This window comes from Mesorhizobium sp. M1169, from assembly GCF_040318345.1.
Classification (GTDB): Bacteria; Pseudomonadota; Alphaproteobacteria; order Rhizobiales; family Rhizobiaceae; genus Mesorhizobium.
This window is the reverse complement of record NZ_JAMYME010000001.1, coordinates 308,863-322,252: the sequence shown is the minus strand read 5'-3', so window position 1 is coordinate 322,252 and position 13,390 is coordinate 308,863. Positions and strand designations below refer to the sequence as shown.

Below are 13,390 nucleotides of genomic sequence, written 5' to 3'. Positions count from 1 at the left end.
AGCTGGAGATTATGGCGCCGGCAGCAGGGCCGGCAAAGGCGCGCATCCTGGCCGTGGATGACGACGAGCGCAATCTGCTGGCGATCGGCGAGGTTCTGGCCCCTATCGGTGAAGTCGTCTGCGTGCAGTCGGGCGAAGAGGCGTTGCGCGCACTGCTGAAGGAGGATTTCGCAGTCATCCTGCTGGATGTGCTGATGCCCCGGCTGGATGGCTACGAGACCGCGGGATTGATCCGCCAGCGTGAGCAATCCAGGCGAACGCCGATAATTTTTCTCACCGCCATCAACAAGGAAGACGCGCACATGCTGCGCGGCTACGACGCCGGCGCGGTCGATTACGTGTTCAAGCCTTTCGACCCGGCCATGCTGCGTTCCAAGGTCGCCGTGTTCGTCGAACTTCATGAGAAGACGCTGGAAATCCAGCAAAAGGCGGCTGCCGAGCAACGGCTGCTGGCCCAGGCACTGCAGGCGCAGAAGGAAAAGCTCGAGGCCGAGCGAGCCCTGCGCAGCGCCCAGGAGCGGCAGCATGCCATTTTGAGCTCTCTTCCGGTCTGCTTCCACGCAAGGGCGGCGGAGCCGCCGTTCGGCGCCAGCTTTGTCACCGAAGGGGTCGAACGCCTGACCGGCTTTCCTGCCGAACGGCTGATCGCCGATCCGGGCTTCGGCCTGAGCCGGGTTCATCCCGACGATCTGCCGAGAGTGAGGGAGGTCCTGCTCGCAGCCAAGGCCACCGGCTCCTACACCTGCGAATTCCGCTGGCAATGCGCCGACGGCAATTACCGAATTTTTCTCGACCAGGGCGTCGTGTCGAATGGCTCCGACGGCAAAGAGCCTGAGATCCTCGGCACGTTGCTGGACGTTACCGAGCGGCGCGAGCTTGAGAACCAGCTGCTGCAATCGCAGCGCCTCGACGCGATCGGCAAGCTTACCGGCGGGCTGGCGCATGATTTCAACAATCTGCTTGCCGCAATTCTCAGCGGATTGGGATTGCTCGAGCGCCACGCCGAGTTCGATGGACAGACCAGGCAGGTTCTGGAACTGACACGCCGGTCGGCAAAACAAGGCGCCGAGCTCGTCAACCGCATGCTTGCGTTCTCGCGCCGCCAGACGCTGAGGCCGCAGGCCGTGCGCCTCGCCGCGCTCGGCGATACAATGAACGGGTTGGTGGCCCCGGTCCTGGGCGGCCTGATCCGTTTCGATTGGCTTGTCGACGACACTGTGTGGCCGGCGCATGTCGATGCCAGCCAGCTGGAGCTCGCGCTGATGAACCTGGTCTTCAACGCGCGCGATGCCATGCCGTCCGGCGGCACGATAATCGTGGAGGCGCAAAATCGAACGCTAGGCCGTGCAGCCGAGGATATTTCGGCGGGCGACTATGTCGTGGTCACCGTCAAGGACACCGGGTCGGGCATACCGGCTGACATTCTCGCCAAGGTCGTCGAACCGTTCTTCACCACAAAACCGGTCGGCAAGGGCACTGGCCTCGGTCTGAGCACGGTGCATGGTTTCGTCAAGCAATCGGGCGGCACGCTTCGCATTGAAAGCACCGTCGGCAGTGGAACATCCGTCCAGCTCTGGCTGCCGCGTTCAATCGAGCGTCCGGTCGAAATCCCCGAGAAATCCGATGCCGACGACAGCGTCGTGAATGCCGGCGAGGACTATCCATCGGTCCTGCTGATCGACGACAGCAACGTACTGCGGGAACTGACGGCGCAATCGCTTCGCCAACACGGCTTTGCGGTTACCTGTGCCGCGGGCGGTGCCGAAGCGCTGGCGATGATCGAGCGCGCGCCGTACGATTTCGATGTCATCGTCACCGATTTTGCCATGCCGCTCGTCTCGGGCCTGGAGGTCATTCGGTTCGCCCGCAATCTGCGGGCCGATTGGCCGGCGGTGATGATAACCGGATATGCCGATGCCGACGCGATCGCCGGCCGGCCCCCCGACGTGCCGCTGCTCGGCAAACCGCTGCGCGACAAGGATCTGGTGGAGAGCATTCTTGCAGCGGCCGCGCGCGCCGGCTCGCAGAAAGCCAGGCAGGCCCAGCCGGTGAAAGGCGGGTACCGGTTTTCGACCTGAGGAGACAAGCCTCATCGAATCGAAACGGTACGTTCCGTATCCTCGATCGTCCGCGACATCCAGCCTGTGCGCAACACGGAGCGCCGGCCATGCCGCGCTCGACGGGCTGTGATGCGATTGATAAGCCCTCTCCGCAAGGAGGGTCGAGACATGACCGTTGCGATCGAGATGGGCCAGACGAGCGCAGGCGCCCCGGCGGCGCTGGATCTCGAGGAGCTGCTGGCGACCCGCCTTTTGGTGCAGGGCAATTCGGGCTCCGGCAAGTCCCACCTGCTGCGCCGGCTCTTGGAGCAGAGCGCGCCCTGGGTGCAGCAGACCATCATCGACCCCGAAGGCGACTTCGTGACGCTGGGCGACCGTTTCGGCCACCTGGTGATCGACGCCGAGGAGCATACCGAGCGCGGCCTGCAGAGCGCCGGCGAGCGGGCGCGCATCCACCGCGTCTCCACGGTGCTCAATCTCGAGGGGCTCGACGCCGAGAACCAGATGCGGCGCGCCGCCGCCTTTCTCGGCGGGCTTTTCGAGGTCGCCCGCGACCACTGGTACCCGATGCTGGTGGTGGTTGACGAAGCGCAGCTGTTCGCGCCGGCTGTCGCCGGCGAGGTTTCCGACGAGGCGCGCAAGCTCTCGCTCGGCGCCATGACCAATTTGATGTGCCGCGGCCGCAAACGCGGGCTGGCCGGCATCATCGCCACCCAGCGGCTGGCCAAGCTTGCCAAGAACGTCGCCGCCGAGGCTTCCAATTTCCTCATGGGCCGGACCTTTCTCGATATCGACATGGCGCGCGCCGCCGACCTGCTCGGCATGGAGCGGCGCCAGGCGGAGGCTTTTCGCGACCTCGAGCGCGGGCAATTCATGGCGCTCGGCCCGGCGCTGTCGCACCGTCCGCTGGGCTTGCGGATCGGCCCGACCGATACAAGTCCGCGCAACGCGACCCCGCGCCTGATGCCGCTGCCGGAATCGGCGTTGGAGGACGCGCGCGCGATCATCCTGGCGGCCCCGCCGCCCGAAACCGTCCGGCCGCAGCGCCGGTCGTCGCCGGACCTGCTCGACCAGCTGATGGCGGCGAAATCGGCGGCGCTGGAAATCCGCCCCCAAGCGGTGAAGCCGCCGATCAGCGCCGAGGATTTGGCGGAGCGCCGCGAGCGCGTCGACCGGGTGCTGCGCGCCGTGCTGGCGCAACCCGATGCCGGCTTCCGGGTCATCGGCGTGCTTTATCAGGAGTTCGTGGTCCGCTGCCGCATCGAGGGCCTCGCCTCGGTCGTGCCGGACCTGCCGGAGTTCCGCCGCATGCTGACCCGCGCCCGCGCCGGCCTCGGCTCCGACATGGCAGGCGATGACGCTTGGCAGGACGTCTCGGCGCGCGCCTCGCTGCTCCCCGAGGACATGCAAGGCGTGTTCATGATGATCGCCCGCGCCGCCAAGGAAGGCTGGCCCTGCCCGAGCGACGCGGCGATCGCCCGCGCCTACGGCTCGCACTCGCTACGCCGCGCCCGGCGCCTGCTGATATATATCGAGGAGCAGGGGCTGATCGTCTGCCAGCTCGACGGGGTTGGAAGGCGGACGGTGACGCTGGTGGAGCTCGCCTGGGCGACCGCGCCGGGCGATCCCAATGCAGAGGACGCGGAGCAGGGGAGTTTGGCGGTGTAAGGGCTGATGCGGTTCCGATAGCGAAATGGCGGCTTTAACGTTTGAAGAAGGATTGCGGACGTTCAGCCCGACGGGACCAAGGTCTGTTCCCAGGTCTAGCCGCCCCTCTCAATGGCATCCCCGGACCGCCCGGTGGATCTGCATCGCAAGTGGCGGGTGGCGGGGCAGCCACAGGGTGGACATTTCAGCCCACATCGAAAATGATCATGTTGCCATGCACACACTGTAGTGCTCTGATTTCGACGAAAAGCCTGAGCGTAGAAGCGGATCAACCGACCTCCGGGTCCAGCGAGCGAGGACGCAAATGGACACCCAAGAGAATGGGCAATTGCATCGCGACGCGGGCGGGCGACCCTGTCGATCGGCCGGCTGGCTTACCCGCGCCGCCGTGTTGGCGGCATTCCTGCTCGGCATGGCTTTCAGCAGCACTGCGTTTGCGCAGGACCAACAGTTACCCGTGGTGACGGCGGCCAAGCCGGTGGTCCGTGAAATCGTCGAAGACGACGAGTTCGTCGGGCGCTTCGAAGCCCTCGACCAGGTCGCCATCCGTTCGCGCGTCAGCGGCTATCTGGACAAGGTCAGCTTCCAGGACGGCGCACTGGTCAACAAGGGCGACCTGCTCTTCACCATCGATCAGCGTCCGTACCAGGCGGCTTATGATGCCGCCAAGTCGCAAGTGGACGTCGCCAAGAGTCTGCTCGAATTCTCCAAGATGCAGCTGGATCGCGCCGACGAACTCGCCAAGACCGGCAATATCTCAACCGCGACGGTCGACGACCGCCGGCGGGAATACCTTTCGGCGCAGGCGCAGATGCAGGGCGCGACGGCTGCGCTGACGACGGCCAAACTGAACATGGAATTCACCGAGATCAAGGCACCCTTGTCCGGCCGCATCGACCGCCGGCTGGTGTCGGTCGGCAACCTCGTGCAGCCGGATTCCACCTTGCTGACGACCATCGTTACGCGCGATCCGATCGACTTCTATTTCGACGTCGATGAGCGCCTGTATTTCAGCTACGCCCGCGACGCGAAGGAGCGCGGCGGCAGCATGCAGGAAGGCGCCGGCGGGCTCGAGGTGGTGGTTCGCGTCGCCGACCGCGCGGAGGCAGTATTCAAAGGCAAGCTCGATTTTGCCGAGAACCGGATCGACAACGCGACCGGCACCATGCGGGTGCGTGCAAGGTTTCCCAACGCCGACGGCATTCTCCAGCCAGGCATGTTCGGACGCATCAACGTGCCGGGGTCGCTGCCGCATAGCGGCGTGCTGGTGCCCGACGAGGCGATCGGCGCCGATCAGGATCGCCGCATCGTGTTCCTGGTGGATGAGTCCGGGATGGTGTTGGCGAAGCCCGTGCGCACCGGCCCGCTTCTCGACGGCTACCGGGTGATCCGCCAGGGCCTGACCGGCGATGAGACGATCATCGTCAACGGGCTGATGCACGCCAGGCCCGGCACCAAGGTCAAGGTCGAGATGGTGACGTTGCCGCCCAGGGCCGAGACCGCCGAGTTGCAGCAATGAGGTTCGCACATTTCTTCGTCGACCGTCCGATCTTCGCATCGGTCGTTTCGATCGTCCTGCTGATCCTCGGCGGGATTGCTTATACCCAGCTGCCGGTCGCGCAATATCCCGAGATCGCGCCGCCGACCATCGTCGTTCGCGCCCAGTATCCGGGCGCAGACGCCGAGACGGTCGCAGCGACGGTGGCAACGCCGATCGAGCAGGAGATCAACGGCGTCGAGGGCATGCTCTACATGTCGTCCTATTCGTCGGGCGACGGGGCGATGGCGCTGACCATCACCTTCAAGCTGGGCACCGATCTCGACCAGGCGCAGGTGCTGGTGCAGAACCGCGTGTCAGTCGCCGAGCCGCGCCTGCCCGAAGAAGTCCGCCGCCTCGGCATCACGACCACCAAGACCTCGCCCGACCTGATGATGGTCGTGCACATGCTGTCGCCCGACAATACCTACGACCAACTCTACGTCTCGAACTACGCCCGCTCGCGGGTGCGCGACATACTGCTCAGACTAGACGGCGTCGGCGACCTCATCATCTTCGGCGAACGCGAATATTCGCTGCGCATCTGGCTCGATCCGGAAAAACTGTCCGCCCTGGGGATGACCTCGGGCGATGTGGTGCAGGCGCTGCGCGACCAGAATGTCCAGGTGTCGGGCGGCTCGATCGGCGCGCCGCCGACCAGCACCGGCACGGCGTTCCAGTACACGGTCACAACGCAAGGCCGCTTCAACGACGCACGCGACTTCCGATACGTGATCGTCAAATCGACCGACGACGGCCGCCTGATCTCGCTCCAGGACGTGGCGCGCATCGAGCTCGGCGCCAAGGATTACGTCACCAACTCCTATCTCAACGGCAAACCGGCGGTGGCGCTCGCCATCTTCCAGCGGCCGGGCACCAATGCGCTCGCCGCAGCCGCGGAGATCCAGGACAAGATGAAGGAGCTTTCCCGCGACTTCCCGAAGGGGTTGAGCTACGACATCGTCTACAATCCGACCGAGTTCGTCGCCGAGTCGATCCAGGAGGTCTACAAGACGATCCTCGAGGCGATGCTGCTGGTCATCATCGTCATCATCGTCTTCCTGCAATCGTGGCGCATGGCGATCGTGCCGATCGTGGCGATTCCCGTGTCGCTGATCGGCACGCTGGCGGTACTTTACGCCGCCGGCTTCTCGCTCAACATGCTGACGCTGTTCGGCCTCGTTCTGGCGATCGGCATCGTCGTCGACGATGCGATCGTCGTGGTCGAAAACGTCGAGCGCAATATCGCCAGAGGGCTGGCGCCCAGTCCGGCGTCGCACCTGACCATGGACGAAGTCGGAACGGCCGTCATCGCGATCTCGCTGGTGCTGATAGCCGTGTTCGTGCCGACAGCCTTCATCCCCGGCATTTCTGGGCAGTTCTATCTGCAGTTTGCTATCACCATCGCGGTGTCGACGGCGATCTCGGCATTCAATTCGCTGACGCTTTCGCCGGCGCTGGCCGCACTGCTGTTCAAGCCGCATCACGCCGCGGCGGCGCCGCCGCGCTTTTTCCTGGCGCGGTTCGGACGGGCGCTCGCCGACGGCTTCAATCGCGGCTTCGACAGGGTCGCCCATTGGTATTCGAGCATTATCCGCGTGCTGGTCGGCTCGTGGATAACGATGGCCGCCATGCTGGCCGTTTTCGCGGCCCTCATCTACGCCACGGTCTACATGGTGCAGGCGGTGCCGCGCGGTTTCATTCCGTCGCTTGACCAGGGCTATGCGATCGTCGTCGTCCAGTTGCCGGACGGCGCTTCGCTGTCGAGGACCGATTCGGTCATCCAGCAGGCGTCGCAGATCATCCAGAAAACGCCAGGCGTCGATTACGCTGTCGCCTTCGCCGGCTTCTCCGGCGCGACCTTCACCAACGCCAGCAACGCGGGCGTGATCTTCGCCAGGTTCAAGCCGTTTGACGAGCGACTGAAAGCCGGCCAGTCGGCGACCCAGGTCATCGGCAATCTGTTCGGCAGCCTGCAAAGCATCAAGGAAGCCTTCATTATCGCACTGCCACCGCCGCCGATCCGCGGCGTCGGCAATGCCGGCGGCTTCAAGCTGCAGATCCAGGAGCGCAACAGCGCCGACATGCGGCAGATCCTGGCGCTTGCCTACGAAATCGCCGGCAAGGCCAACAAGACGCCGGGGCTGACGGGCGTGTTCACCACCTTCTCCGCGTCGAGCCCGCAATTCTTCCTGGCGATCGATCGCGACAAGGCGCGCATCCTGAACGTGCCGATCCCCAACATCTTCGAGACGCTGTCGATCAATTTGGGCACCGCCTACGTCAACGACTTCAACGCGTTCGGGCGCGTCTACCAGGTGCGGGCGCAGGCCGACCAGGCGTTCCGCCTCGATCGCGCCGACATCTTGAAACTGAAGGTGCGCTCGGCGACCGGCGCGCTGGTTCCGCTCGGCACGTTGATCGAGATCCGCGACGTCACCGGCCCGGCGCTGGTCCAGCGCTACAACATGTACGTCTCAGTGCCGCTGCAGGGCAACGCCGCGCCCGGCGTTTCCACGGGCGACGCGCTGGCATTGATGGAAGGGATCACGGCAAAGACGCTGCCGGCCGGTACCTCCTATGAATGGACCGAGCTCGCCTATCAGGAGCGCAACACCGGCAATGCCGCTGTCTATATCTTCGGACTGTCGGTGCTGTTCGTGTTCCTGGCGCTGGCGGCGCAATATGAAAGCTGGGTGCTGCCGTTCGCCATTGTGCTGGTGGTGCCGCTCGGCGTGCTCGCGGCGTTGCTCGGCGTGTCTTTCCGAGGGCTGGACAACAACATCCTCGTGCAGATCGGCCTCATCGTGCTGATCGGGCTTGCCGCGAAGAACGCGATCCTGATCGTCGAATTCGCGCGGCAGGCGCAGGAACGCGGGCTGTCGGCCGCCGAGGCTGCCGTCGAAGCCTGCCGGCTCAGGCTGCGGCCGATCCTGATGACCGCCTTCTCGTTCATCCTCGGCGTCGTGCCGCTGATGATCGCAACGGGACCGGGCGCAGAAATGCGCCAGTCGCTCGGCACCGCGGTATTCTCCGGCATGCTCGGCGTCACCTTCGTCGGCCTGTTCCTGACGCCGGTGTTCTACGTCACGCTCAGGTCGCTGTTTTCACGGCGCAAGCCCCGTGCCGAGGCCGAACCTTCGGGGCCGGCAGAGGCGCCATCGGAGACGGCCGCCGAGTAGGGTTACGAATTCGCCGCGTCGAGCGCGGTTATCACTCCAGAAAATCGGCGCGGCGCGGCAACGGCTACGATCTGCGCAACCTCGGCGTCGAGGTGCCGCGGAGACCCTGCTCGGTCTGATCCAGCCTGACAGCCGCATCCAGTTCAGCGAGACGATGCCGGGCGGCCAGGCCAATGCGATCTTCTATCTGGTCGACCAGGCGGGGCTTGAGGGCGCAACCGCGACCTCCGGAGTCCTCGCTTGCGATGTCCGCTTCCGCCCGACGCGATCACCGTGCGCCGACAGACCTGCAGGCAACTGATCAGGCGGGTGCCGGCGCCCGCGGCGTCAAGTTCGTCGCGCCGGCCGTCGTCCAATTCCTCAGGCGGCGCCTGGACGCCGGCTTTGTTTCCGTGAATCTCGCCATGCCGCATTGCACAATCGTCTCGCCTGCGCAAAATGCGGCATGATCCGCAAATCCCTCACTGTTCTGGTGATCGATGAAAACCACATCCGCGCTTCGATAATCGAAGCGGGATTGCGGGAGGCCGGGCATCAGCAGGTCACGGTCATCCACGACGTCGCCGGCATCGCGCGGCGGATCGCCGAGATCGAACCCGACGTGATCGTCATCGATCTCGAAAATCCCAACCGCGACATGCTCGAAAACATGTTCCAGCTTTCGCGCGTGGTGAAGCGGCCGATCGCCATGTTCGTCGACCGCTCGGATCAGGCTTCGATCGAAGCTGCGGTGGAAGCGGGGGTATCGGCCTATGTCGTCGACGGCCTGCGCCAGGAGCGGGTCAAGCCGATCCTCGACATGGCGATCAGCCGCTTCAACGCCTTCTCGCGCATGGCGCGCGAACTGGAAGAAGCCCGCAGCGAGTTGGAGAGCCGCAAGGTGATCGATCGCGCCAAGGGCATCCTGATGAAATCGCGCGGCCTGTCGGAGGACGCGGCCTACACGCTGCTGCGCAAGACAGCCATGAACCAGAACCGCAAGATCGCCGAAATCGCGCAGAGCCTGGTGACGGCGGCAGGGCTTCTGGATCCCGAGGAGAGTTGAGAATGGCGGCCGAGCACCGGATCAATGCTGGCTTCATGCCGCTCTTCGACAGCGCCATCCTTGTCGCGGCGAAGGAAATCGGCTTTGCTTTGCGCGAAGGCATCGACCTCACCCTCAACCGGGAAACGTCCTGGGCCAACATCCGCGACCGCATCGCCATCGGCCACTTCGATCTGGCGCACATGCTGGGGCCGATGCCGATCGCCTGCAATCTTGGGCTGACGCCGCTCGCCTCCGATACCGTCGTGCCGTTCTCGCTCGGCCTCGGCGGCAATTGCGTGACGGTTTCGAACGCGGTCTGGGCCGGCATGGCCGCGCACGGCGCCCAACCCGATCTCGATCCGGCGCGGGCCGGCAAGGCATTGCGAGCGCTGATTCGCGAACGGGCGAATGGCGGCGGCGATCCGCTGCGCTTCGCCGTCGTCCATCCGCATTCCGGGCACAATTACGAATTGCGCTACTGGCTCGCCGCCTGCGGCATCGACCCGTCGCGTGAAATCGAGATCGTCATCGTGCCGCCCCCCTTCATGGCCGACGCGCTCGCCGCCGGCAGGATCGACGGCTACTGCGTCGGCGAACCTTGGAACAGTGTCGCGGTCGTCGCCGGCACCGGCCGCATCGCCACGGTCAAGGCGGCCATCTGGAAGACCAGCCCGGAGAAAGTCGTTGGCGTGCGCAAGGCATGGGCGGAAAGAGAGCCGGACGCGCTTTCAGCCCTGCTGCGTGCGCTTCATCACGCGGCGCGCTGGTGCCAGGATCCGGCAAACCGTGACGAACTCGCGGCCCTGATGGCGCAGCCGGCCTTCCTCGGGCTTGCGCCGGCGCTGCAGATGCCGATTCTCAGCGGGCATCTGGCGCTCGGCGGCGGCGCCGAACTCACCGTCGGTGACTTCTTTCTGCCCTTCAACAAGGCGGCGAACTTCCCGTGGAAGAGCCATGCGCTGTGGTTCTACACGCAGATGGTGCGCTGGGGGCATGTCCCGCACACGCCGGAAAACCTCGCTATTGCCCGCGACTGCTACCGCCCCGATCTCTACCGCTCGGCGTTGAAGCCGCTTGGCGTGGCGCTTCCCGGTGCCAATGCCAAGGTCGAGGGCGCGCTGAAGGCCGCGACTCCGGTCGGTTCGGCGGGGGCAAGCCTGGTGCTCGGTCCCGATGGCTTCTTCGATGGCCAGATATTCGATCCCGACGAGATCGACGCCTACATTGCCGGCCAGAAATTGGCGCGCGCTGAAGCCTGATCATTTCCCCGGCATTCTTGTGCGCTGCACAAAAAATGTGCGTGCGACTGCGCTAATGAACAATCCTTGGCTTGCTCGCCCAGCGGGCCGGCGCGCCGAAGATTGTGGCATGTCGTTGATCTCATTGATGTTTGTCATCCATTCCGAAACTGGCACGGTTCCTGCTTTGTAATAGGCAGACTCTTCTCGGGTCACGGAATAGGCGTCCAATGGCGGGCGCTACAGGCAAAGCTGCCGCTCAGGTCGACACGCGATCCCGGATGGACGGACGCGCGCGGCCTGGCCGGCGGCTTTTTTGTTTTGGTCGAACACGCAATCGACGGCGCCGATCCCAAGCCGCGCCCAACCGGAGATGACGATGACGAAAAGCACCAATAGCCATTCCGCCCAAACGGCGATCAGCCGCCGGGATTTCCTGAGGATCAGCGCGGCCACCGCGGCAACGCTGGCCGCGGCGCGTGCGCTGCTGCCCTCCGGCGCCTATGCGGCGCCCGCCGCGCCGGAAGTCACCGGCGCCAAGCTCGGCTTCATCGCATTGACTGATGCAGCACCGTTGATGATCGCCAAGGAGAAAGGCCTGTTCGAGAAATTCGGCATGCCCGATGTCGAGGTGCTCAAGCAGGCCTCCTGGGGGGCGACGCGCGATAATCTGGTGCTCGGCGGCGAAGCCAACGGCATTGACGGCGCCCATATCCTGACGCCGATGCCTTATCTGATGCACACCGGCAAGGTGACGCAAAACAAGCAGCCACTGCCGATGGCGATCGTGGCGCGGCTCAACTACGACTGCCAGGGCATTTCCGTCGCCCAGGAATATGCCGGCACCGGCGTCGGCCTCGACGCCTCCAAGCTGAAGGACGCCTTCGCTGCGAAAAAGGCCGCAGGCAAGGAGGTGAAGGCCGCCATGACCTTCCCGGGCGGCACGCACGATCTTTGGCTGCGCTACTGGCTGGCTGCCGGCGGCATCGATCCCGACAAGGACGTCTCGACCATCGTCGTGCCGCCGCCGCAGATGGTCGCCAACATGAAGGTCGGCAACATGGACGTGTTCTGTGTCGGCGAGCCGTGGAACGAGCAACTCGTCCACCAGGGCGTCGGCTTCACCGCCGCCGCCACCGGCGAACTGTGGAAGGGCCATCCGGAAAAGGCGCTCGGCCTGCGCGCCGCCTTTATCGACAAGTACCCGAACGCCACCAAGGCGATCCTGATGGCCGTCATGGAAGCCCAGCAATGGTGCGAGGCAAAAGAAAACAAGGACGAGATGGCCGCCATCATCGGCAAGCGGCAGTGGATGAACGTGCCGACTGCCGACATCATCGGCCGCCTCAAGGGCGACATCAACTACGGCAATGGCCGCGTCGCCAACGGCACCGACCTCTATATGAAGTTCTGGAAGGGCGGCGTGTCCTATCCCTTCAAGAGCCACGACAGCTGGTTCCTCGCCGAAAATATCCGCTGGGGCAAGTTCGCGCCGACCACCGACATCAAAGCACTGGTCGGCCAAGTAAACCGTGAGGATCTGTGGCGCGAGGCGGCCAAGGATCTTGGTGTCGCCGCGGCCGATATTCCGGCGTCTACGTCGCGCGGCGCCGAAACCTTCTTCGACGGCAAGATCTTCGATCCGGAGAACCCGTCGGCCTATCTCGACAGCCTGAGAATCAAGGTGTCGGCCTGAGCCTGACATAGGTGCAAGGCAGGCGGTGGCACCGCCGCCTGCCTTGCATCTGCCGCCAAGGAGTTTTTCGAGAAATGTCTATCCAAGCCATCGAGGACCGCAAGGTGAAGCCGTTCCCCGCACCGGCCAAGCCCGCCGAGGTCATCGCCTTGACCGCCAGGGCGCGGCGCCGCTTCGACCCGGCCGCGGTCGCCGCCAAGCTGGCCAGCACGCTGGTGCCGCCGGTCATCGTCATCACCATTATGCTCGTCGTCTGGCAGGTCGCCTGTTCGTCGCCCACGGCCAGCCTGCCACCGCCGAGCCAGGTGTGGAACGAGGCCTATGACCTGATCGCCCACCCGTTCTTCGACAATGGCCCGCAGGACATCGGACTCGCCTGGCGGGTGCTGATGTCGCTGCAGCGCGTCGCCATGGGCTTCGGCCTGGCAGCAATCGTCGGCGTCGCGCTCGGCGCGCTCGTCGGCCAGTCGATCTGGGCGATGCGCGGTCTCGATCCGGTCTTCCAGATCCTGCGCACGGTGCCGCCGCTCGCGTGGCTGCCGCTGTCGCTGGCGGCGTTCCGCGATTCCAGCCCGTCGGCGATCTTCGTCATCTTCATCACCTCGATCTGGCCCATCATCATCAACACCGCGGTCGGTGTCCGCAACATCCCCGAGGACTACCGCAACGTCGCCCGTATCCTCCGGCTCAACCAGTTCGAGTTCTTTGTGAAGATCATGGTGCCGGCGGCCGCGCCCTATATCTTCACCGGCTTGCGGATCGGCATCGGCCTGTCCTGGCTCGCCATCGTCGCCGCCGAAATGCTGACCGGCGGCGTCGGCATCGGCTTCTTCATCTGGGACGCGTGGAACTCGTCGCGCCTGCCCGACATCATTGTCGCGCTCGCCTATATCGGCGTCACCGGCTTTTGCCTCGACCGCCTGGTCGCGGCGGTCGGCGTCTTCGTCACCCGCGGCACAACGGCAAAGTGAGGAGAGGGACG

Annotated in this window: 9 protein-coding genes; all 9 read left to right on the top strand. The window is 64.9% G+C overall.

Going from position 1 to position 13,390, the window contains the following annotated elements:
• Window positions 1-11: 11 nt before the first annotated feature.
• The 9 genes from NKH41_RS01415 to ntrB all read left to right on the top strand — a co-directional run bounded on the left by NKH41_RS01415 (window position 12) and on the right by ntrB (window position 13,379).
• Complete coding sequence (locus NKH41_RS01415) at window positions 12-2,078, top strand: PAS domain-containing hybrid sensor histidine kinase/response regulator (RefSeq protein ID WP_352931944.1); 2,067 nt, start codon at window positions 12-14, stop codon at window positions 2,076-2,078.
• A gap of 150 nt (window positions 2,079-2,228) precedes the next feature.
• Complete coding sequence (locus tag NKH41_RS01410; protein WP_352777249.1) at window positions 2,229-3,728, top strand: helicase HerA domain-containing protein; 1,500 nt, start codon at window positions 2,229-2,231, stop codon at window positions 3,726-3,728.
• Between the two features lie 412 nt (window positions 3,729-4,140).
• Window positions 4,141-5,247 (top strand): efflux RND transporter periplasmic adaptor subunit, encoded by a 1,107-nt coding sequence (locus tag NKH41_RS01405; protein ID WP_352777383.1) that lies wholly within the window; start codon window positions 4,141-4,143, stop codon window positions 5,245-5,247.
• Entirely contained in the window at window positions 5,244-8,447 is a 3,204-nt protein-coding gene (locus NKH41_RS01400) for an efflux RND transporter permease subunit (RefSeq protein WP_352540391.1), read from the top strand. The genes NKH41_RS01405 and NKH41_RS01400 overlap by 4 nt, the downstream gene beginning before the upstream one ends.
• A gap of 245 nt (window positions 8,448-8,692) precedes the next feature.
• Window positions 8,693-8,896 (top strand): hypothetical protein, encoded by a 204-nt coding sequence (locus NKH41_RS01395; RefSeq protein WP_352540392.1) that lies wholly within the window; start codon window positions 8,693-8,695, stop codon window positions 8,894-8,896.
• Window positions 8,893-9,492 carry an ANTAR domain-containing response regulator gene (locus NKH41_RS01390; RefSeq protein ID WP_023676288.1) on the top strand — a complete coding sequence of 200 codons (600 nt, stop codon included), beginning with the start codon at window positions 8,893-8,895 and terminating at the stop codon, window positions 9,490-9,492. The genes NKH41_RS01395 and NKH41_RS01390 overlap by 4 nt, the downstream gene beginning before the upstream one ends.
• 2 nt (window positions 9,493-9,494) lie before the next feature.
• Window positions 9,495-10,733, top strand: coding sequence for a CmpA/NrtA family ABC transporter substrate-binding protein (locus NKH41_RS01385; protein ID WP_352769050.1), 1,239 nt, complete (start codon window positions 9,495-9,497; stop codon window positions 10,731-10,733).
• A 358-nt stretch (window positions 10,734-11,091) separates the two neighbouring features.
• Window positions 11,092-12,408 carry a CmpA/NrtA family ABC transporter substrate-binding protein gene (locus NKH41_RS01380; protein ID WP_352769052.1) on the top strand — a complete coding sequence of 439 codons (1,317 nt, stop codon included), beginning with the start codon at window positions 11,092-11,094 and terminating at the stop codon, window positions 12,406-12,408.
• Window positions 12,409-12,482: 74 nt separating this feature from the next.
• The gene (ntrB, locus tag NKH41_RS01375; RefSeq protein WP_352469907.1) at window positions 12,483-13,379 is read left to right on the top strand and encodes a nitrate ABC transporter permease; all 897 of its coding nucleotides are present in this window, start codon (window positions 12,483-12,485) and stop codon (window positions 13,377-13,379) included.
• The last annotated feature ends 11 nt before the right edge of the window (window positions 13,380-13,390 follow it).

Coding starts and splice junctions, on each gene's coding strand:
- NKH41_RS01415 (WP_352931944.1), top strand. CDS start 12: ATGGCGCCGGCAGCAGGGCCGGCAAAGGCGCGCATCCTGGCCGTGGAT.
- NKH41_RS01410 (WP_352777249.1), top strand. CDS start 2,229: ATGACCGTTGCGATCGAGATGGGCCAGACGAGCGCAGGCGCCCCGGCG.
- NKH41_RS01405 (WP_352777383.1), top strand. CDS start 4,141: ATGGCTTTCAGCAGCACTGCGTTTGCGCAGGACCAACAGTTACCCGTG.
- NKH41_RS01400 (WP_352540391.1), top strand. CDS start 5,244: ATGAGGTTCGCACATTTCTTCGTCGACCGTCCGATCTTCGCATCGGTC.
- NKH41_RS01395 (WP_352540392.1), top strand. CDS start 8,693: ATGTCCGCTTCCGCCCGACGCGATCACCGTGCGCCGACAGACCTGCAG.
- NKH41_RS01390 (WP_023676288.1), top strand. CDS start 8,893: ATGATCCGCAAATCCCTCACTGTTCTGGTGATCGATGAAAACCACATC.
- NKH41_RS01385 (WP_352769050.1), top strand. CDS start 9,495: ATGGCGGCCGAGCACCGGATCAATGCTGGCTTCATGCCGCTCTTCGAC.
- NKH41_RS01380 (WP_352769052.1), top strand. CDS start 11,092: ATGACGAAAAGCACCAATAGCCATTCCGCCCAAACGGCGATCAGCCGC.
- ntrB (WP_352469907.1), top strand. CDS start 12,483: ATGTCTATCCAAGCCATCGAGGACCGCAAGGTGAAGCCGTTCCCCGCA.